Source organism: Psychrobacter sp. AntiMn-1 (genome assembly GCF_001854065.1).
GTDB lineage: Bacteria > Pseudomonadota > Gammaproteobacteria > Pseudomonadales > Moraxellaceae > Psychrobacter > Psychrobacter pacificensis.
On the sequence record NZ_CP012969.1, the window covers coordinates 950,920 to 972,723 of the forward strand.

19 protein-coding genes are annotated in these 21,804 nt (G+C 43.2%); 13 read left to right on the forward strand and 6 right to left on the reverse strand.

Translation table 11 applies throughout. The features are described from left to right. Positions 1-34 precede the first annotated feature (34 nt). Positions 35-2,992: a ComEC/Rec2 family competence protein gene (locus AOT82_RS03865; protein WP_071001892.1), complete on the reverse strand. Its 2,958-nt coding sequence runs from the start codon at positions 2,990-2,992 to the stop codon at positions 35-37. 298 nt (positions 2,993-3,290) lie between these two features. Here AOT82_RS03865 and AOT82_RS03870 point away from each other — a divergent pair, with 298 nt between their 5' ends. Further along, positions 3,291-3,866 carry a DUF2062 domain-containing protein gene (locus AOT82_RS03870; RefSeq protein ID WP_227517179.1) on the forward strand — a complete coding sequence of 192 codons (576 nt, stop codon included), beginning with the start codon at positions 3,291-3,293 and terminating at the stop codon, positions 3,864-3,866. 69 nt (positions 3,867-3,935) lie between these two features. On the opposite strand, the gene AOT82_RS03875 is transcribed toward AOT82_RS03870, so the two are convergent. From AOT82_RS03875 to AOT82_RS03885, 3 genes are all read right to left on the reverse strand, one after another. Further along, positions 3,936-4,241, reverse strand: coding sequence for a hypothetical protein (locus AOT82_RS03875; protein ID WP_058024771.1), 306 nt, complete (start codon positions 4,239-4,241; stop codon positions 3,936-3,938). 168 nt (positions 4,242-4,409) lie between these two features. Continuing rightward, positions 4,410-5,090 carry a lipoprotein-releasing ABC transporter ATP-binding protein LolD gene (gene lolD / locus AOT82_RS03880; protein WP_071001893.1) on the reverse strand — a complete coding sequence of 227 codons (681 nt, stop codon included), beginning with the start codon at positions 5,088-5,090 and terminating at the stop codon, positions 4,410-4,412. Positions 5,091-5,122: 32 nt separating this feature from the next. Then, on the reverse strand, positions 5,123-6,358 hold the full coding sequence (locus tag AOT82_RS03885; RefSeq protein ID WP_071001894.1) for a lipoprotein-releasing ABC transporter permease subunit: 1,236 nt from the start codon (positions 6,356-6,358) through the stop codon (positions 5,123-5,125). Positions 6,359-6,807: 449 nt separating this feature from the next. On the opposite strand from AOT82_RS03885, the gene AOT82_RS03890 reads away from it, so the two are divergent. Continuing rightward, positions 6,808-7,779: a hypothetical protein gene (locus AOT82_RS03890; RefSeq protein ID WP_071001895.1), complete on the forward strand. Its 972-nt coding sequence runs from the start codon at positions 6,808-6,810 to the stop codon at positions 7,777-7,779. Between the two features lie 137 nt (positions 7,780-7,916). Here the strand turns inward: AOT82_RS03890 and AOT82_RS03895 are convergent, their stop codons facing one another. Continuing rightward, a complete protein-coding gene (locus AOT82_RS03895) occupies positions 7,917-8,306 on the reverse strand; it encodes an SCP-2 sterol transfer family protein (RefSeq protein WP_071001896.1) in 390 nt (129 codons plus the stop codon). 855 nt (positions 8,307-9,161) lie between these two features. On the opposite strand from AOT82_RS03895, the gene ccoN reads away from it, so the two are divergent. The 6 genes from ccoN (at position 9,162) to AOT82_RS03925 (ending at position 15,221) form a co-directional block, all read left to right on the forward strand. Next, the gene (gene ccoN / locus AOT82_RS03900) at positions 9,162-10,643 is read left to right on the forward strand and encodes a cytochrome-c oxidase, cbb3-type subunit I (protein WP_071001897.1); all 1,482 of its coding nucleotides are present in this window, start codon (positions 9,162-9,164) and stop codon (positions 10,641-10,643) included. Positions 10,644-10,652: 9 nt separating this feature from the next. Next, positions 10,653-11,291, forward strand: a complete 639-nt coding sequence (gene ccoO, locus AOT82_RS03905; protein WP_071001898.1) for a cytochrome-c oxidase, cbb3-type subunit II — start codon at positions 10,653-10,655, stop codon at positions 11,289-11,291. Beyond that, positions 11,291-11,470, forward strand: coding sequence for a CcoQ/FixQ family Cbb3-type cytochrome c oxidase assembly chaperone (locus AOT82_RS03910; RefSeq protein ID WP_058024764.1), 180 nt, complete (start codon positions 11,291-11,293; stop codon positions 11,468-11,470). The genes ccoO and AOT82_RS03910 overlap by 1 nt, the downstream gene beginning before the upstream one ends. Continuing rightward, positions 11,470-12,615 (forward strand): cytochrome-c oxidase, cbb3-type subunit III, encoded by a 1,146-nt coding sequence (gene ccoP / locus AOT82_RS03915; RefSeq protein WP_071001899.1) that lies wholly within the window; start codon positions 11,470-11,472, stop codon positions 12,613-12,615. Before AOT82_RS03910 ends, ccoP begins: the two co-directional genes overlap by 1 nt. 418 nt (positions 12,616-13,033) lie before the next feature. After that, positions 13,034-14,446, forward strand: a complete 1,413-nt coding sequence (ccoG, locus tag AOT82_RS03920; protein WP_071001900.1) for a cytochrome c oxidase accessory protein CcoG — start codon at positions 13,034-13,036, stop codon at positions 14,444-14,446. Positions 14,447-14,639: 193 nt separating this feature from the next. Beyond that, entirely contained in the window at positions 14,640-15,221 is a 582-nt protein-coding gene (locus AOT82_RS03925) for a FixH family protein (protein ID WP_058024761.1), read from the forward strand. A 104-nt stretch (positions 15,222-15,325) separates the two neighbouring features. Here AOT82_RS03925 and ttcA read toward each other — a convergent pair whose 3' ends face one another. Then, positions 15,326-16,468, reverse strand: coding sequence for a tRNA 2-thiocytidine(32) synthetase TtcA (gene ttcA, locus AOT82_RS03930; protein WP_071001901.1), 1,143 nt, complete (start codon positions 16,466-16,468; stop codon positions 15,326-15,328). 309 nt (positions 16,469-16,777) lie between these two features. Here ttcA and queC point away from each other — a divergent pair, with 309 nt between their 5' ends. The 5 genes from queC (at position 16,778) to AOT82_RS03955 (ending at position 21,756) form a co-directional block, all read left to right on the forward strand. Further along, positions 16,778-17,527, forward strand: a complete 750-nt coding sequence (gene queC, locus AOT82_RS03935; RefSeq protein ID WP_197496773.1) for a 7-cyano-7-deazaguanine synthase QueC — start codon at positions 16,778-16,780, stop codon at positions 17,525-17,527. A gap of 275 nt (positions 17,528-17,802) precedes the next feature. Beyond that, positions 17,803-18,132, forward strand: coding sequence for a hypothetical protein (locus tag AOT82_RS03940; protein ID WP_071001903.1), 330 nt, complete (start codon positions 17,803-17,805; stop codon positions 18,130-18,132). A gap of 187 nt (positions 18,133-18,319) precedes the next feature. Further along, the gene (locus AOT82_RS03945) at positions 18,320-18,817 is read left to right on the forward strand and encodes a peroxiredoxin (protein WP_071001904.1); all 498 of its coding nucleotides are present in this window, start codon (positions 18,320-18,322) and stop codon (positions 18,815-18,817) included. Between the two features lie 116 nt (positions 18,818-18,933). Then, the gene (locus tag AOT82_RS03950; RefSeq protein WP_071001905.1) at positions 18,934-20,424 is read left to right on the forward strand and encodes a dihydrolipoyl dehydrogenase; all 1,491 of its coding nucleotides are present in this window, start codon (positions 18,934-18,936) and stop codon (positions 20,422-20,424) included. Positions 20,425-20,571: 147 nt separating this feature from the next. Then, on the forward strand, positions 20,572-21,756 hold the full coding sequence (locus tag AOT82_RS03955; protein ID WP_227517180.1) for a mechanosensitive ion channel family protein: 1,185 nt from the start codon (positions 20,572-20,574) through the stop codon (positions 21,754-21,756). The last annotated feature ends 48 nt before the right edge of the window (positions 21,757-21,804 follow it).

The following is a 21,804-nucleotide window of genomic DNA, read 5'->3' on the forward strand; positions in this document are numbered from 1 at the left end:
CCATATTGTAACACTGCGAGTATAAGCAATATTTTTAAGGACTCATCGCTTCTGCGTCAACACCGTTGTCCATTATATTCAGCGATAAAGACGCTTCTAAAGGTTTGTCATCGTAGGTGATAATATCATTGATGCTTTGACGACTTATGACATCAGTTGTCATCTGTGATGCACTATGACCAAGCCATGTGATATTTTTAAACCTCATGCTGTCGTTATTCGAATCAGCTGAACATAATAATGACCACATCTGCCAAACGCGTGGATGGGTATCAGTGTCTAAAACAAGCCGTGATAGAGACGAGTTTTTGTGATCCGTATCTAACTGGTTATCTGCTATTTTCGTTTGAGAGTTTACAGATAATGACTTTAGCGGATCGGCTGCGTTGTATCTTAGAACTTGTATAGGTACGCTGCTATCAATCGCAATTGTACAGTCCCACACGCTAGTATCACCTATCTCGCTCCAGCCTGTCATTGCTTGGATGGATAAATCACCACTAGCCACCTGCCATGTTTTGCCTTGCTCGCATCCTTGCGCACTGATATTCGTCTTACCTTTAGACTGAGCTGCTATTTTAGAGGCTTGCTGGAATGCAGACCAACGCTCGGAGCGTCCCGCTTGCCAATATTGACTGACAGGTAGCTGCTGATTTAACTGCGCAACTGCCAGCGGTAATAACTCAGAATTTTTGGCGCTAACGACCATATTTTGCTCACTGGCATTCAACGTGTCAGTCAGTACAGTGCTACTGCTCTGCACTATGATGCCTTCTAGTTTATCAACTGACAAACTGCCCAGTTGCTGCTCTAAAGATACAGATAGTTTATCCGCTGTGAGATTGCTTGGCATGGTCTGTGTTGCGGTTGGTCTATGATCGGCCAAAAATAGCCAGCTGGTATTGTCTTTCGCAAGTGAAGATCTATCCTTACTGTTACTAACGCTTTGGTTATGTAAAGGGAATTGTAGCAAGGCTGCACTGATATAGGGATCACCCGTTGGCAAAATATATAACGTCGGTACTGTTACAAGTGACTGCTGATTGGCATACACCGTCATCATTAACAGCGTCAGTGGAGGCAGTGCCAACCAGCGACTGAGCAGCCCTCTTGGCAAAAGCCAAGGTACTATACTTAACAACACCATGAGCAATATCGCCATATTAACTGGCGTATACAACCATGCGTCTGTTAATGCTGGTAATGATGTCAGCCAACCAATCAACTCATGTAGATTGCCGACGATGGCACTTACTAAAGACCAAATGCTGTCAGCTATCGTGGGTGATAACAGGTAAAAAAGCCCTGCTAACAGATTGAGCGGTACAATCACCCACCCAAACAGCCCAATCGCAAATAAATTGACAATAAGTCCCCACAATGATGCTTTACCAAATAAGAGCAGCGTAATAGGCAATAACGTCAGAAACAACCAAAACTGTAGCTTGAACATACGCCGTCCAGCTCGCAGAGCATGATAGAGCACTCTATCGCCCTTACTCCTATGCTCGTCGTACGATGATCTCAAAGCCTCTGTAGTATGCTGATACGAGGTATCTTCGTATTTGAGCAACAGCGCCACTGCGATGAAGGACAACCAATACCCTGCCTGCCACAATACATACGGATCTTGCCATGCCATCAAGACAGCTAATGCTAACAACACACGCATGGTACTGATAGGTAGCAATGTCAATCTCACCAAGCCGATAGCCAGTAGCATCCACGCCGTACGTGCAGCAGGCACATCAAAACCTGTAAATAGTGCATAAATAAAAGCAGCACCAATCATTACCCACCAACGCACTTGCCAGCGTGGCATATAGCGATAAACCACTGGGCACAGTCGATTGAATAGCAACACAACGGCGCCGCCCAATACAATGGCTAAAAACAGTACATGTGTCCCTGATATTGCAAGCAAATGCGAGATACCCGCCAGTTGATATAGATCCTTGGTGTCGCGATTGATCAAGCTACGGTCACCTGTGAGCAAACTCAATGTGACAGCTCTGGCCTGCTGCTCTGCTGTGGTTTGTGCAGGCCAATCTCTATAGAAATGATCTCTTAATTGCCAACGTCCTATATCAATACGAGTACGAAATCGCTGGAAATAAGAGTCAGACGTCGATGCTTGTTGTAAAGCTTCATCGTTATTGCTTTTGCTGACAGTCAACGCACTAACCGCCAGTATATTTGCCACACCATCAATGTGTCGACCTCGCAACCAGCGATAACCATCAAAACCAGACGGGTTGCTTATTGCTTGCTTGGAGGTAGACAATGGTACCAGTGCCAAGCTCATAAATAGCTCATCGCCTGGCTGCAAATCATTTAAATTTGAGAACGAGTCATTATTTGATGTGTTTTTTGGATAGGCATTGAGCAATACTCGGTATTCGATATGATTATTGGGTTTTTTTTCAAAATTGTCACTATAGCTTTTACTTAGGCTATTATTTTCTTCCTTCGAATAATTCCTTGTACTATCTGCCAAATCTTGGGGAGTCAACTCAGCGACTAATGGCATTAAATGCGTGACCACTGCTACTTGTCGATAGCCGCTATCTGTACTGGCATCATATACACTGTCACTTATCCCTTCGATACGAACGAGTGCTTGTACACGTATAGAGTCAGTGATTTTGGTCGTTTCGGCTTGCTGATGTGCAACTAGCGCTTGTAGCGCGCTACCCACGACCAACCCAATGGCTAATAGACCAAATAAGAAGTATTTGCTAAAAAGTGACAATTTAACATCATTAGGTGAGCTGACAGAACGCGTTTTATTGGTACTTTGAGTATTTACTGAAGGGCTATTAAGTTGAGTAGCACTAAGCAGAATAATAGTAAATATGACAAGCAACCAAAGCAAACCTGTGGCGCTGACCACATTCAATAAAGGCATGTCGATCGGCATCGCCACATTATCTGCAACTGCCAACACACCCATCATAGCAATAATTACTAGGCTACCAACTAACCAATACACCAGCACTCCTTGCTTGATGAGCAAAATATTATAATGCAGCTAACGCCAGTTATTGATGATAATAAGGCGCCAAAGCAGCCATTTTTATCGACATTTTAGAAGCGACTGAAGCATCATATCTGTGAGGCAATAGCATTTATATTTATATTACCCTATACTGATGAGGCATATTAAAATGATGGCTTTCTACCATCACCACTCTATGTATTCTCATCGGTATTTTTTATCCATAATATTACTTTATACCAGCCCATCAATACAATTGAGCGGACTGTCGTTAACGATTAAAGGCGATACTGTGCCCCACAAACGTCTAAAAGACCTGCTTCCTACACCGGAAAAAATCCTAGAAAGTCGCACCCTAAAACTGTTCGCCCCGCATTTGGCAGATCCTCGGTTATGGCACTTCAACCGCCATAGCTTAAATAAAGCAGTCTATATTGGCGTGCTTAGCGCATTTTTTCCACTGCCAGGACAGATGTTGCTGGCTTTGATTGGCTCACTTATTTTTCGAGCCAATGTGCCTATGGCTCTCGGTCTGACGTGGATTACCAATCCAGTCACCAGCTTGCCTATCTTTTATGCTGGGTATTATATCGGGGCAAAAATCATTGATGCACCAGTGATCAGTTTGCGCTTTATCGGCAGAATGATTGCTGATTTTAGCTTATGGGCATTATCAGATGGCGCCAACCCTTTTATTACTTATAAGGGCACTGTATCGCTTACAGCATTTTGTATAGGGCTAACGATTTTAGCGGTTATAACCAGCATCATTTGTGGACTTGCTTTTAAAGCGATTTGGCGTTACAAGACGGTCGTAAGTTGGCAAAAACGTCAGCAAAAACCTGATGATAAATCGCCTAAATATTAATACCGTTTAACATCATTAAACGGTATTAATATTAAACAGTATCAACGTCAGCGTCTGAAGCAATAGCTATCACTCTTCTTTGGTTCTTTCTATGGCATCTATAAGCTTATCCGTAAAATCTTTATCCATAGAGACGATCTCAATAACCTCGTCGTTTTTACAGAGCGTATAACGCTTACCTGTCGCGCTGTCTTGAACCTTTAAATCATAGTCAACCCCAGCCAAAGTGATCGCATCAAACACGGGGGTGATAAGATCCTTTTGTTCTTGTCTATCGATGGTGTCAAACAAGGTTGGATCGATATAAGGCTTTAACGGCTCATCGCCTTCTTCAGCACTGCCAAAAGCGGCGATTGGATTGTCATCTTTGTTCATTATTCGGAGTCCTATAAAATAGATATAGCAGCTAGTTAATCAAGCTTTTATATCTTTTGCTATGAGATATTTACTTGATAATACAACAATATATTTCGTTAGGACAACCCTTATAAGTGCCAATTTATGACACTTATATTCATCTGAAAATCTCAACATATATAGACGTTAATACTGTTCCCAATGACCATTACGTAGCAATAATTGACGATCAGCAAGCGCCGCCAAGTTGCGATCATGTGTCACCATCAAAAGTGCTGTTTGCATCGTGCTTTGTAGCTCTGATAGCAATGCAAAGACACTTTGCGCATTGTCATAATCCAAGTTACCAGTTGGCTCATCCGCCAAGATAAGCGAAGGCTTGGTAACTAGTGCGCGCGCAATCGCCACACGCTGACGCTCACCACCTGATAGCTCACCCGGTCTGTGCATCAACCGATGATCTAGACCGACGTTTTCGAGAATCTCAATCGCTTGCTTGCGAGCGTCAGTCGTTGATACTTCTGGACGCATCAGTAAAGGCATCGCAACGTTCTCGACTGCGGTAAACTCTGCTAGCAAATGGTGAAACTGATAAATAAAACCCAAATGCTTGTTGCGCATCGCGCCGCGTTCGGTCTCATTCATGCTATTTAATAACTGACCATGTAACCAGACTTCACCACTCGTGGGCGTATCTAAACCACCAAGCAAATGTAGCAAGGTACTTTTTCCTGAACCACTGGTCCCGACAATAGCAATGCGCTCACCAGCATGAACTGTCAGATCGAGGCCCGTCAAAACTTGCGTACTAACGGCTCCCTCATCATATATTTTATTGATATTGGTCGCCTTTAAAATGGCAGACATAGCGCTTCCTTTATTTTATTTATGCGATTGAATTACTCATAACGTAGTGTCTGGGCAGGCTGAATTTTAGCCGCTCGGCGTGCTGGATAAATCGTTGCCAAAAAGCTCAATATAAATGAGGCACCTGTAATGAATACCACGTCAAGTAAACGCAACTCTGACGGCAAATAATTCACAAAATAAGCATCAAACAGATTCAAATTAAAGACTTGATTAATAAAGCCTAAAATATCACTGACGGTGAGTGCGAATATCACACCCAATATCGTACCAGCAACGGTACCGATCACACCGATGACCACGCCTTGTACCATAAAGACTTGGGTAATCAAACGAGGAGACGCACCAAAGGTTTTTAGAATGGCAATATCTGCTTTTTTGTCAGTGACGAGCATCACAAGACTTGAGACAATGTTGAAAGCGGCAACTAAGATGATTAAAAATAGTAGCAAACCAACCATGGCTTTTTCCATCTGAATTGCACCAAATAGATTGCCGTGCGTCTGCGTCCAATCATTGGGGAACAACTGCTGAGGAGAAATAGCAGCGGCTTTTTCTGCGGCAATCGGCGCAGTAAAGATATCATTGAGCTTCATACGCACGCCTTGCGCCCCTTCTGGCAGACGCAGCAGTTTTGCTGCATCACCCATCGGGATGAACGCCATCAGACTGTCTACCTCTGGGCTGATGGTAAAAATACCTGTCAAAGTAAAGCGCTTAAACCGCGGTATCACACCGGCTGGCGATGGCGATGCTTCTGGCAGCACCAAAGTCACTTTGTCCCCTATCTGCAAGCCCAAAGACTGCACCATCTCTTCACCCAATACAATGCTAAAGTCACCACTTTGCAAGGTATCAATACTGCCCTCGACCATATGATCATTAATGATAGAGACGTTTTTTTCGTATTCAGGCTCGACGCCAGTCACCATAATCCCGGCGACCTGACCGTTTGATGTCAGCATCCCTTGCAATTGGATAAAGGGGGCGACATCTGATACTTCTGGATCTTCTTTAATCTTATCAGCGAGCTGCTCCCAATCACCAATAATCTCAGTTGAGACCACGGTGGCTTGCGGCACCATGCCCAAAATACGGGTTTTTAATTCTCGATCAAAACCATTCATGACCGATAGCACCGTAATCAATACGGCAACCCCAAGCGTCAGACCAATCATTGAAATCAGGGATATAAAGGAGATAAAGCCATTACTACGCTCTGCTCGGGTATATCGTAAGCCGATAAATAACGCTAAAGGACGAAACATATTCAAACTCTTTATCTTATCTACGTGCGACTTTATATAGGTTGCATCACGAGCAGTAGTAAATGCATCATACAGCTGCTACTACTCACATATAAATCAAACACAAAACAGGAGATCAGACGAGCCGAGGACAGCCGTCAAAAGGGAGCTAGTTTGACACAATTTAGCCAATATGTGCCAGTCATTAGCCGATACTAAGAGTATTTTTTACCAAAAAACTGGGTTTTGTTATTATTTTTTATAGAGGCCTTGCTATTAGATATGTCAATACCTATATATTATATGCTAAAGACAATTGTCATTAACCCTCATTGTGGTTTGTTCACACTTTGCTGGTAATGTCGCTGACATCATAAACCAGTTATTTGAAATACTGAATGGTACGTAAGTAACCGTCGCACTACAGTATTAGACACAAACCCCACGCTGACTTAATTTTGAGTATTTTCATGACCATAAATTATCAATATAAAAACATTCAAACTCCTACCAAGATCACACTGACCGATGAACAGTCTGCAGGTCATGGCGATCATTGGCGTATTTTGACCGATGATATGAGCAATGATGTGCCAGAGTGGCTACAAAAAATGATCGAAGTGGCGGCAATGCCTAAAGGTCTGAACAACAACGTCAGTGCAAAAGACAGCTGTTTGTTGTTATCAGAAGACAAGCCCTGCCATATCAATCAAGTACTTGCAATGAAAGACGGTAAGCCTGAGCGCTTCATCAATGCTTATCCTTGTGTTGATAGTCCTTATGGGCTTGACTGTAAAATCGAGCGCGTCATTGTCAATGACAACTTACACGATGCGGTATTACGCTTACGCACGGCTGATGGCAGCATTATTTATGCGTTTGATCAGCTCTATACCACCAACCGTCACTTGTATCAGCGCGATACGTCTTATTTCGTTAACTTTAGCGCATGGGCGCACGAGATTAAGCTCAGTGAGCAAAACGAAGTCATCATGGTAGAAGACCAAGAATCTATCCGCTATCACCGTGCGTTTAACGATATCGTCGCGGCTAATGACGGAAAAATTCCAGACGATCTGCAAGCGCAAATCAGTGAATGGAAACCTGAAACCGAAGAACAAATGGCACCGGTCGAAATCAACTTAGGACACATGTGTGCTTATTTATTTGGCGATACTTTAGGGCAAGAAGATGAGGCTTGGTGTCAAGGTCAAGTGCTTGGCAAACAAGAAACGATATTTAACGATAAATCTGTCATTTTGTTTGATGTAGTGACATTACGTGAGCAGGATGCAGATCCCTTTGTCGTACGTATTGGTGCGCTTAATACGCCAGAGACCGCCAGCATTAAAGTGCATGACTATGTACAAGCCAATGTCTGGTTGCAGGCAGCGATATATAAAGAGAATCAGCAAGCGTCGGCGCAGTCTAAAGCCAGCTAGTTACTGAATATAACAGCCTATTGTATTACGTGTTATGCCTAGTTTTTTACACAATAAAAAGCCCCTAAATAGGGGCTTTTGTATATCTGAGTGAATTGTATATCAATGGCTTGAGTACAAACCATTCAATATAAGATCTACGCCATCGTCGTCATTGATTTGATACGCTTATACAACTCTTTTTGCTCAGCGCTTGGACGAGCAGTCTGTACTGCCATCAATTGTGACATATCCCCTTCAACGCGAATTTTACCGCTCATAAAAGCACCCATAATTTGATTGGTGTCAAAATCAGTGATGATAGACTGTAGAATGCTACGATCTAATAATAAAGTCGTCGTGCCGTTACTATTTAGACCACGATGTAATAAACCATCGGCAAAGTTGGCTTCGATATCTTTGTCAGTATCAGACACTTTTAGGTTAACAATCATATTAGCAAGTGCTGGTGGCAAGTTTAACTCACCCGCCTCACTGCCCATTTTCTCCACTTGCTCAAACCATTCATCTGTCAAAAAAACTGCCATATTATTATCCTTAACGGGTGTTTTGTTGGGTTAACGCTGCTATTTTACGCATTAACCTGACTAGCAAATTATTAAAATGCCTGTTATTAATAGCCCACAAGTATACGGGCATTAAATATGTTCAGGCTCATTATAAGGGGCGACTTGATGAGAAGTAAAACCTATTTGTGCCGCTAGTGGTACGATTGTTACAAAATTCCTTTCGAATATCACAATTATATTTAGCAACGTTTGTCTTAGTTTGATGCAAACACGCATCTAGAATAGTGACAAAATTGGGTATAAAATAAGCAAGTAGCGCAATAATAATAAGTTGCTCGCTATCATTTATACCAAAGAGTTTGTATTTTGCCGCATAGTTCTGATGATATTTAATTAGGATTGCGTTACAATACCCTTAAACAGAGTCGGGAGTTTTAACCAAACATTACATAAACATGTTTTTTGTCAGCCGCCGCTAGCATACATCTATGGTCAGTGCGTTTTTATAGCCCTATAGATATGGGTATCTATCTTCATTAGTACAGATTTTTTCGTAATAATTAAGATATATATTTAGCCTCATAAGATGTTTGATGCTCAAAAACGGCGCGTCTTTTTATTTATCTTGATGATGTATTAACAATCCTACTATCGATTGGCTGTAAACAAGGTGCACGAAGCGCCTCATTTTATCCATCAGTATCAACTGACATAAAATCAAAGCCTAAATTGATAGTTAATAAGATTATGGTGATAAAAGGTCAAAAAACATTATGTACCGTAGCTATTGTAGGTTTATAAGTTTTTATAATATCTATAATGCGGACTGTTGGTTAATTCTGTTGATAATTCGGGCTGTAAAGGAATCATCCAATGAGTTTACAAAACACAGCAGTCGCCCCAGTTGACCGTGAGTATGAAATTACTATCGTAAGATTTTTTACGATCATGGCTGTCGTTTGGGGCATCGTCGGCATGAGTCTTGGTGTGTTCATTGCTTCACAGTTAGCATGGCCATCACTAAACTTTGACATTCCATGGCTGACCTTTAGTCATTTAAGACCACTGCACACCAATGCGGTGATTTTTGCGTTCGGTGGCTGTGCCTTGTTCGCAACGTCTTACTATATCGTTCAGCGTACCTGCAAGACGCGCTTATTTGCGCCATATTTGGCTTGGTTTACCTTTTGGGGTTGGCAAGCAGTGATTGTTTCTGCTGTTATTACCCTTCCTCTAGGTTTGACGTCAAGTAAAGAGTACGCTGAGCTTGAGTGGCCTATCGATATCTTAATTGCTTTGGTATGGATCTCTTATGCCATCGTATTTTTTGGTACACTCATCAAACGCAAAACCTCACATATTTATGTGGCTAACTGGTTCTTTGCCGCCTTCATTATTACGATTGCACTACTACACATCGTAAACAGCATGGCTATTCCTGTTAGTGCGTTCAAATCTTACTCGCTATTTGGCGGTGCAACTGATGCCATGGTCCAGTGGTGGTACGGGCATAACGCGGTAGGTTTTTACTTAACGGCAGCTTTCCTTGGCATGATGTATTACTTCGTTCCAGTACAGATTGGTCGTCCTATCTACTCTTATCGCTTGTCTATCGTTCACTTTTGGGCATTGATTGCTTCCTATATGTGGGCTGGTGGTCACCATTTGCATTATTCAGCGCTTCCTGATTGGACGCAGTCATTGGCAATGGTATTCTCCATCATTCTATTTGCACCCTCTTGGGGTGGTATGATTAACGGTGTACTCACGCTATCAGGTAGTTGGGATAAGCTACGTACCGATCCGATCATTCGCTTTATGATTGTGGCGTTGTCGTTCTACGCGATGTCGACGTTCGAAGGCCCAATGATGTCAATCAAGACAGTAAATGCTTTATCGCATAACACTGACTGGACAGTTGGTCACGTACACTCAGGCGCACTTGGCTGGGTTGGTATGATTACGATTGGTTCGCTATATGTGCTGTTACCACGTGTCTATAACAAACCCAAAATGTACTCTATCAGCTTAATCACCACGCATTTTTGGCTGGCGACTGCAGGAACGATTTTCTATATCGTGTCTATGTGGATCTCAGGTATCGGCCAAGGCATGATGTGGCTTGCTACTAACCCAGACGGTACTTTGGTATATAGCTTCGTTGATACTGTTGAATTCTCGCATTTCCCATATATTGGCCGAGCTTTTGGTGGCTTCTTATATGTATCGGGTATGTTTGTTATGGCTTATAACTGCTATAAAACACTCAAAATGCCAGAAGGTAAGCCTGTAGATGTCGCTGATCCAACGGATCATGAACCTAGTGTCGAAAAACCTTCGACAGCTAACGTATAAGGAGCGATCATGGCTGGTACACCGCATGAAATTATTGAAAAAAATACAGGCTTGTTAGTCATTGGCATCGTCATTGCTATCAGTTTTGCAACGCTAGTTGAAATCGTGCCTTTGATTTATAACAACGACAGTCCTGAAGAAGGCGGTTTGAACAAGCCCCTTCCCGCTATGGAGCCTTGGACTGCGCTTGAATTTGAAGGTCGTGATATTTATATCCGTGAAGGATGTCACGTTTGTCATACGCAAATGGTTCGCCCACTACGTGCAGAAGTTGAACGTTATGGACCATACTCACGTGCCGCTGAGTCTACGTGGGATCACCCGTTTTTATGGGGATCGAAACGTACTGGACCAGACTTAGCACGTGTTGGTGGCCGTTATTCTGAAGATTGGCAAAAGCAGCATCTAATCAATCCACGTTCGCTAGTGCCTGAGTCAGTCATGCCAGGTTTCCCGTGGTTGGCCGAGAACGAAGTCGATGGTGAGAACATTCAAGCTAAAATGCGTCTATTCCGTGATCGCTTCGGTGTGCCTTATACTGAAGAAGATATCGAAGGTGCTCCAGATGCCGTACTTGGCGCCACTGAGCTTGATGCTTTGGTTGCCTATCTACAGCAGTTAGGTACCGCAATGGAAGGACAGCGCTAATGGGTATTGGTGAATTACAAACAATTGCGACCGTTTCTGCCTTTATTGCCTTCGTAGGCGTTGCATGGTGGGCGTATTCGCCAAAAAACAAAAAACGCTTCGAAGAAGATGCACAACTTGCGCTTGATGACGAGGATATTAGATCTCTGTCTGAAGAGCAGCGCAATAAGGATAAATGATGACATTTTTTTGGAGTTCTTGGATTACGCTAATCAGTTTTGGTTGTTGGGCGTTCATTCTTGGCGTTCTGCTGTTTGTATTAAAATACAAGCCAGAGGTTGAAGAAGACGGTACCACTGGTCATGAATACGATGGTATCCGAGAATACGATAAACCACTTCCTAAATGGTGGTTAGTGATATTTTTTGGCTCAATCGTCTGGGGCGTGGTTTACTGGGTGTTTTTCCCAGCCATGCTTCCGGGAAACTGGAACGGTCTTGCAACCATAAAAGTCGATGGTGAAGATGTACCATGGACTTCTAAAAACGAGCTGTTCAGTGAGCTTGAGAGCAACAACAAAGTATTTACAGATAACTTTGAAAAGAATATCTTGGTTAAAGCAGATGCAGCAGGCGCAACCGCGACACTAGCGACGCTAAACGAGCTACAAGCGACCATGCGTCGCAGTGACAATCCACCAGCGGATCTACAGGCACAAATCGATGAGAAGGTCACAGAACTTGCGCCTTATGTCGAAAAACTGTCTGAAAATCCAAATGCTTTAAAAGTTGGTAGCCGTTTGTTCTTACAGAACTGTGCAGTATGTCATGGCTCGAATGCTAAGGGTGCCCCAGGCTATCCTAATTTGACTGACAATGATTGGTTGTATGGTGGTAAAGCCGGTAACATCTTGACCACGCTACACAATGGTCGTGTTGGTGGTATGGCAGCATGGCGTGATCAGCTTGGTGAAGACGGCATACGTGCGGTCGCTGAATATGTCTTATCACTATCAGGCAACCAAAATGACTATGATCTTGATCAAACGAAAGTTGCTCAAGGTAAAGTTATTTTTCATGAGCCGACCAACTGCGTTCTTTGTCATGGACCAGATGGTAAAGGTATGATTTCAGCTGGCGCACCGAATTTGACGGATAATATCTGGTTATATGGTGGTGATCGCGAGACCATTCGTGAAACGCTACGTTATGGCCGCGCAGGTGTAATGCCTCAGTGGGAAACGAAGCTAGGTAATGAGCGTATCATGCTACTTGCCGCTTACGTCTACTCACTATCGGACAAAACTGGCAAAGCACCTGAAACTGCGATGGCAAATACTGCAGCGACTCAGCCAGTAGCGACCAAAGAAGCTACTGCTAACTAAGACACTATTGCCGTACTGTACATGGATGAGATTTAATAAAGGGAGGACTGTCAGTACAGTTCTCCTTTTTTCGTTTATTTTTGCAGAATTTACCTAATAGTCGCTATCACAGATACTTCTCAGTAGACATTATTATGATCTATAGTGATTGCTTTTTACGATTATTACCCCATTGTTAGTATGGAGAATGTTAGAATAGCTGTTTTCCAAATGGCTAACGAGCCAGACTGATGATGTCTTAGCTCGATCTAATTACCCACTTATAATCAATTATTTAGTAAGTGTACTAGAGGACTTTTATTCAAGTCGCTATCCATTATTTACTGACATTGATAACATCATACATTCATATACTTCACGACGAGAGGTATTTGTTCATCATGCCAGCAGACTGATTCTTTTTTAAAGAGGCACGTTTATGTCAGCACAGCAATCATCCAATAAAATTCCCGTACGACAAGTCGATCTTGATGCCACCAAGCATCGGGTACATCCGAGGTTTGTGACAGGGTTTTATCAAAATATTCGTGTCATCACGATGTATGCCCTTTTGGCCGCTTTTTTAATTTTACCGTGGCTGCGTTATAATGGCAGACAAGCAATATGGTTTGATGTTCCCTCACAGCATTACTATATTTTTGGTTTGACTTTTTTGACTCAAGATTTTTATTTTATTGCCGCATTTGCCATTATTGCAGCGTTTACTTTGTTTATGGTGACTGTATATGCTGGCCGCGTTTGGTGTGGTTATGCTTGTCCACAAACCATCTGGACGCATCTCTACCAGTACGTTGAAAAATGGGTCATTGGTGATCGCAATAAGCGCATGAAGTTTGATAAATCGCCTATGAGCGCGAGTAAAGTGTTCAAGCGAACGGTAGTCTATGCGATTTGGTTTGTACTTTCTGTGATTACAGCAGCAACCTTTGTCAGTTATGTGGCAGGTACAGATTCGCTTTATCATAGCTGGCAGACCGTGGGACTGATTCCTTTTCCTGACTGGCCAACATGGGTATGGATATCGATGTTTATCTTTACCTTTGCCACTTATGCCAATGCAGGTTATATGCGTGAGCAGATGTGTGTACAGATTTGTCCTTATGGCCGCTTCCAAAGTGTGATGTTTGATAAAGATACGCTGATTGTCTCTTACGACTATGAGCGTGGTGAGCCACGCGGCGCGCGTAAAAAAGGCACACACCCTGAAGAGCTGGGTGACTGTATCGAATGTACCATGTGTGTGCAGGTCTGCCCCACTGGTATCGATATTCGTGATGGCTTGCAAGTTGCCTGTATTCAGTGCGCCGCCTGTATTGATGCCTGCAACGAAATCATGGACAAAGTCGGCTATCCACGCGGGCTGATTCGTTATACAACCGAGCGTCAGCTGGTCGAAAAAGAACCGAGCCGTGTATTTCGTCCACGATTATTTGCTTATTTGGCGCTATTGGCAGTGCTATGTGGCGGGGTTATCTATGCGTTGACAGACCGCGTGCCGCTAGAGATTGATATCCGCCGTGATCGTAACCAGTTATCATCTATCAATACCCAAGGCATGATTGAGAACAGCTATATCGTCAAGCTAACCAACAAAACCCAAGAGCCACACAATTATAAAATAACGCTCGCACCGCAAGAGGGTCTGAGTTTAGAGCTGCGCTTCAACGATGTACCCTTAGAAGCAGGCGAAAGCTTCGATATGCCTGTCAGTATTTACGGTGACCCTGATGTGATTGAATTTGGTCAAACGCCAGTGACGTTAAATGTGACCAGTGAAGACGGTAAGTACAAAGTCAGTAAGCAAAACGTCTTTACGACTCAAGGTCAGTAATTCATCACTGAACTGATTATTTAGTTTCCTTTATGTCATTCGGTAGTCAGCGACTTTGAGAGTCAAAGGCTATCGGGTGAATGATTTATGGTTAAACTGGCAGCAGGTAGCCGTCAAATTGTCCGTTGATACCATTTGTCGATATCTGATAAGCAGATCTTTGATAAATAAGTATCTGATAAATAGGTATTTTATGTCTAATCCAGCACCGAATTTTAAACATCAAGATACTCAGCCATGGTACAAGAATTACATGGTTATGATTTTTGTGATTGGCATGCCAGCTGCGGTCGTGATCGCTTGTATCTGGTTTGTCTACTACTCTTACCAGATCCGCGACAGCGTGGTACGTGACGACTGGTATATGGATGGCAAGACGCTCTATCACGACGTATCACGTGACAAGCTTGCTTATGACTTGGACTTGCATGGCAAAATGCAATTTGCGGATAATGGCGATGTTGTGTTTTATCTCAATTATCCTGAGCAAAGTGTGCAGTCAGGCAAGCTATTGAACGGCCAGCCACTTACTTATCCCGATACGCTTAATCTTTCAATCTCGCATGCCACCGATATCAAAAAAGACCGTGACGTCGTGCTAAAGCATGTTGAAGGCAATAAATACAGCGCCCAAGTAAATCTTGATTCGGTAAAAGCCAAATATTACCTGCAAGTGAATAACGATGGCAAGGACGATTGGCGTATGCAAGATGTCGCCAAGCTTCCGCGCTCAGAGGTTAGCTTTAAACCTTTACCTGTCTTTGCTAAAAGTTAATATTATTAAGCTATGCCCTAATATCTACATTTAAAAAACCAGCCTTTTCTTTATGAATGGCTGGTTTTTTATGGGTTACTCGATCAGTATTCGCTCATGAGATGCTAAATAAGTGGGTTAATTGTTGGAATTTTCTGAGGTGTAGTTCTACTTGTTACAGCATTGTCTGATTCTGTTGCATACGGCTTATCGCTAGCAAACTTAGGATTGAACGTTTGCGTCTTTGGTGATACCGGCAAACCAATCTCAGCCAGACTGTCGGTCTGCCCTGATTGAATATTATCCCCTTCAAACAAACGCTCGTCGTTATCACGATCAAGACTGAGTGTCTCAAAGTCAAACAACTCACGATCCGCTAACTGTGATGGCGCTACGTTTTGCATTGCCTTAAAGATAGACGCCAAACGCTGCGGATGAGCGTCATCCCATTCGCGTAGCATGTCATTGATAATGGCACGTTGTAGATTGGTCTGGCTGCCACACAGATTACAAGGAATAATCGGGAATTCTTTTAATTTGGCATACTCGATGATGTCTTTTTCTTCGACATACGCCAATGGACGAATCAGCAGGTTTTGCTTGTCATCACTCAGCAGTTTAGGCGGCATTGATTTGAGCGCGCCGCCATGAAATAAATTCAAGAAGAAAGTCGCCAGCATGTCATCGCGATGATGACCCAAGGCGATTTTGGTCGCACCAATCTGCTTAGCAAAACCATACAACGAACCACGGCGCAGACGTGAACACGCTGAGCAATAGGTCTTGCCTTCTGGCACCACACTTTTGACAATACTATACGTGTCTTTTTCCAAGATATAATGGGCAATGCCCTGCTCGTTTAGATAAGCAGGCAGAATATCTTCAGGATAGCCGGGCTGCTTTTGGTCAAGATTGACTGCGACGATATCGAAATGAATGGGGGCGATACGTTTTAGTAGGAGCAAAATATCCAGCAAGGTATAGCTGTCTTTACCGCCCGAGACACAGACCATCACCACATCACCGTCTTCAATCATATTAAAATCACGAATGGCCCAAGAGACTTGGCGACGAAGCTTCTTTTGTAGCTTACGAAAAGCCGCAGATTCAGTAGGCGATTGTGAGTCAGTAGACTGTTCATCAACGATATCTTCATTGCTACCCTCTTCAGCATCAGCCTCTAAAACATAACGATTAAAGTCTGATTCATTAGATATATCGTCAGAGTGAGAAGGGATGTTTGGCGTAAATAAGGTTGCTGCGGTCATAAGTTACTCAATATCTTTATAAGGATGATTTTACTATAAAGTAGTTTGCGATAAAGCAAGATCAATGAGGTAGGGTTATCGATGCTTTAAAAGCGGCAATTATAACAAATATTGCTAACAGATTGAAAAGATGACAGTAATACGCACTTTATTTTTATTGCAATACTGCTTAGCATGGCTTTGTCACTTTAGTGATACGTGATTGGTCGCTTCGTGGTTCTGTAATAGCCGTATTTTTGCTAAAATAGCCGTTTTCGTAAACCAATAATAGATAACACTATGACTAACGTTACTTTGCAGAATCCCTCAATGAATCAAGCGTCCAACAGCAACGATACTCCTCACAAAAACCAAAATGCCGTGGTGCTTTTATCAGGTGGTCTCGATTCGGTGACGTGTTTGTATTGGGCAAAGGCGCGCTATGCCTCGGTGACAGCGGTTAGCTTTGACTATGGGCAACGTCATAATAGTGAGCTTGTTGCAGCAAAGACTATCGCTGAGACAGCAGGCGTCAACCACAGAATTATCGACATTGATATCGCCCAGCTTGGTGGCTCATCACTCACCGATCACAGCATGATTGTACCAGACGGCGATACCGACAAATTCCCTAGCAAGAAGCACGATGAGATCGATAACGATGCCATTCCGAATACTTATGTGCCTGCGCGCAATACGATCTTTTTGTCTTATGCGCTAGCCGTCGCTGAAGTGACTGATGCCAATCATATCGTCATTGGGGTCAGCTCAGTCGATTACTCTGGCTATCCCGATTGCCGTCCAGAGTATATCGAAGCATTTGAGCACATGGCCAATCTGGCGACAAAAGCGGGCGTTACCGGTCATCGCTTGTCTATCCAAACCCCACTACAAAAGCTGTCCAAAGCTCAAACTATTGAGCTTGGTCTATCATTGGGCGTTGATTATGGACAAACGATTTCTTGTTATCGTGCCGATGCAAACGGACTTGCTTGCGGCGTTTGTGATAGCTGTGCGCTACGTCGCCAAGGCTTTGCTCAAGCTGGCGTCACTGACCCTACTCATTACCAAGCTGGATAGAGATACTGACTTTTTATCAAACAGCGGCATCAATCAACATTAGCGAAACATTCGCTTGCATTAACACAGCACGTCGACATTGTATTTTAATCAATATACTTGCTATGGTATGGACAATCATTTTTGCCAATTGAATAGATTACATGTGATATAGGTTACATGAGATATCACCAATGATTCAGTCACTCACATATCAGTGATCCAGCTGTCTGTTGATTATAAAATCACATTGAATACCATAGTCAAAAATTGACACTACCTGTAAGAGGATATTTATGAAGTTATTGCCATTACTCCCCCTAGCCTTAGCGGCCGCGTTCGCAATGCCGCAGGCGAATGCTACTGATATTAAGCAAAGTAATATCAACTCATGCGTCGATGGCGCAGTTAAATATAAAGTCGCTAGTAAAAGTGATGCGACAAAGTTATGTAAGTGCACTATCGGTGTGCGTAGCAACATGACGATTGGTCAGATGTGGGAGATCGAAAGCTACGCAAAAGACAAAAAAGACCCTTCAAGCTTGCCTTATGTCAAAACCATGCAAAAAGACCTGCAGCAGTGCACAGTCGGCTTAGACTTGAAGCAGCCGCAAAAGCCTGCTTAATTACTATTCGTTTGATATACAAAAGACTGGCCATTGCCAGTCTTTTTTGTTACCAATGGATAAGCAAAGTGTAAAACTGATTATTTATTGCTACCAATCTGCCTATAATAAGAAGACGATAAATAAAACCCTATCTAAACCATCAAAAAAACCAATATACATAACCAAAATCAATAAGGATTTTACCATGGCAAAACCAACAACAGAAACGATCAACCTACCCGACTTTCCAGTGACCATCGTACGCAAACTTGCCGGAAACTTTATCCATGCTGAGATTAGTCTCAAAGAGATGGTTGCCAATACCGACAAAGGTCTTATTCTCTATTTTTATCCTAAAGACAATACACCAGGCTGTACCACACAAGCGACGGAGTTCACGGCGCATATCCACGACTTTGACGACTTAGGCTATGACATCGTTGGCGTCTCTCGTGACAGCGTTGAGTCACATGAGAAGTTCATCGATAAATACGACTTACAGATCCCACTTGTCAGTGACACTGATGAAAAACTATGCCAGTATTTTGAAGTCATTAAAGAGAAAAACATGTACGGCAATATTACTTTGGGACTGGTGAGATCAGCATTTGTATTTGATAAAGAAGGCAAGCTGACCCACGCACAGCGTAACCTACGTGCCAAAGATTACACCAGTCGTCTACTCAGCATATTGGCACCATAACCTGATCGTTATAACAGAGTACATTTTTGCCGCAAAAACGATAAAACGCGCGAATATAAGGCTCTGAGTCACCGGTCAACACATACGCTTATAATCCCTTCTTACTAGAGAATCATATGAATAAACAGTCTGGTACTACTACTGATAAGGCACCGCAAAAAATCACGCGCAACGTCTCTGTTGCCGTTATCGGTGCAGGCACGGCTGGTCAAAATGCCTTTCGCCAAGCAAGTAAAACTAAAGACGATGTCGTCATTATCAACGAAGGGTTTTGGACCACTACCTGTGTCGCTGTCGGCTGTATGCCTAGCAAACTGCTGATTGCAGCCGCTGATCGTGCACATGATACCAATCATTCGGCTGAGTTTGGGGTTCATGCAACTGCGCAAATAGATGGCAAGCAAGTGATGCAGCGCGTGCGTGATGAGCGCAGTCATTTTGCAAGCTACATAAAAAAACAAGTAGATAGCTGGCCTGATCACAAAAAAATCGATGGGCGTGCTCATATCAATGAGCAAGGGTTAATCGAGGTTAATGATGAGCTCATTGCCGCAGAGCAAATCATTGTGGCAACTGGCAGCTCACCTTTTATACCTGACGGTTGGGCTGACAAACTGGGTGACACGATGCTCACCTCTGATAACGTGTTTGAGCTTACAGACTTACCCAACTCTATGGCCGTCGTCGGTGCTGGCGCCATTGGTCTAGAACTTGCACAAGCATTTACGCGCTTGGGCGTAGAGGTTACGCTACTCAACCGAGTCAAACAAGTTGCTGGTCTCAAGGATAATGACATCAACCAAAAAGCCATCGAGTGCTTAAGTCATGAGCTTACCATGCACTTGGGAAGCAAGATTACTGATGTGGGTCAAAAAGTAAATAAAGACACTCAAACTGCGTTTATTGAATATGAAGACAGTGCTGGTGAGTCAAGACAATGGCAAGGCGACTGTGTCTTGGTCGCGACTGGTCGCCGCAACAACATCAAGCAGTTGGGTGTCGAACACTTAGGCGTTGAGCTTGATGACAAAAACCGCCCGAAAAACTTGAGTAAAAAAACAGGGCAAATTGGCGATTCAGATATCTATATCGTTGGAGACGCCAATGCTCACATTCCTCTACTGCATGTAGCGAGTGATGAGGGCTATAGTGCTGGCAACATGGTCTGTGAAAATACCGAAGATGCTTATATTCGCCCGCCCGCCACCCCATTTTCTATCGTATTTTGTTCACCGCAAATCGTCAATGTCGGAATGTCTCTACCCGAGATTCAAGAAGACCCTGAGCTGGAATTTGTGATTGGTCGCGTCAGTTTTGACAACCAAGGGCGCAGCCGTGTGATGGGCGTTAATTGTGGTCTGCTACATATCTATGCCTGCAAAAAAACCGACAGAATATTAGGCGCGAGCATGGTGGGCCCTGATGCTGAGTATATCGGTCATATATTAGCCACAGCGATTACCAATGACTTGAGCATTAAAGAGATGCTTGACACGCCTTTTTATCATCCTACGATATTAGAAGGACTGCGTACAGCACTCCGTGATGTGCAGGACAAAATGGAGATACCCTATCAATCTCAAGACGCGCAAGAAGACAATTTTTAATTTACAGTTAGGCCTTGCTCTAAAAAATAGAGTTAGGCTTAGTCATCACTCATGCTATATTTGATTGACTAGACAACTTGAGGTGACGCTTAACCAGACACCTTATTTATCAAACCTTGTATAAACACACCCTGCATGGACGAAAAAATGCCAATCGCTAGTGTTACCGACTTTTTTAAAGAAATCATTCGTGACCTGCATACTAGCCTCTACCTTGCGCTTGGCGGCTCTATCGATGAAGAGACACTCAACTGGTCTTCTCAAGCAGTAGAGCTTGCTAGCACTGGCATAAAGATCCTAATACTGCTTGCGGTATTGGGATTTTTTTATTGGTTGGCCAATTATATTCTTAGACAAAGTAAAACTAAGATTCGCTTAAACGATCGCCGTACCAAGATTGCCCGCTCAACGCTACGTTACGTTTGGATTGTCGCCAGTCTGATAGCGATCATGAGTCAAATAAATTTTGAACCAGAAACCATCAAGGCGACAGCAAAAGCAAGTACGTGGGCTGGTATCTACTACGTACTGTGGGCGTCGTCTGGTCAGATTATTCATAAAGTCCTACAGCATTATGGACTCAATGCCTCGATAGAGCAGCTGCTCAAAAATATCTTGTCGGTGCTCCTATTGGTACTTGGGCTTGCCAGCGTGATGGCACAATTTGGTTTTGATATCGTATCGTTAGTTGCAGGTTTGGGTATTGTCGGCTTAGCTGTCGGTTTCGCTGCTCAATCGACGCTTGCCAACTTTATCGCCGGTATCACTATTTTGCTGGAGCAGTCGTTTCAAGTTGGGGACTGGATTCATATCAATGATAATGAGGGACGCGTGGTGCTTATTGCCTTGCGCACTACCCATATCCTAACTCGAGACAATATTACTGTTATTATTCCAAACTCTAATGTCGCCTCCTCAGAAGTGATTAACTTAACCTCCAAAAACTTTATACGTTTTGATATTCGCGTGCGTATTGCCTTCGAAAATGATATTGAGCTTGCACGCAAAGAGATTTTGCAAGTACTCAGCAATACCGATGCAGTACTCAATCGTCCTGAGACCTCAGCGACCGTGGCCGAAATCGGAGAGTATGGCGTATTTTTTATCGTGCGTTTTTGGGTCAAGCCAGCAGCCGTGGCACGTATACCCAAAATCAAAGAAGTGCTACAAGAAGAGATAAAAATTGCCTTTGATGCGGCCAATATCTCAACGCCTTATCCACATATGCGCCTGCTCATGCCAAAAGACGTCGACTACCCTATCGCGACTAAACCTTTTGCAACCACCACTCAAGTTGTATCAGGAAAGGGATCATTGGCAAAGAATGAGTAGCTGACTTATGTTCATGTATTTAGTAGACTTCTTGCATAAGTCATCGTC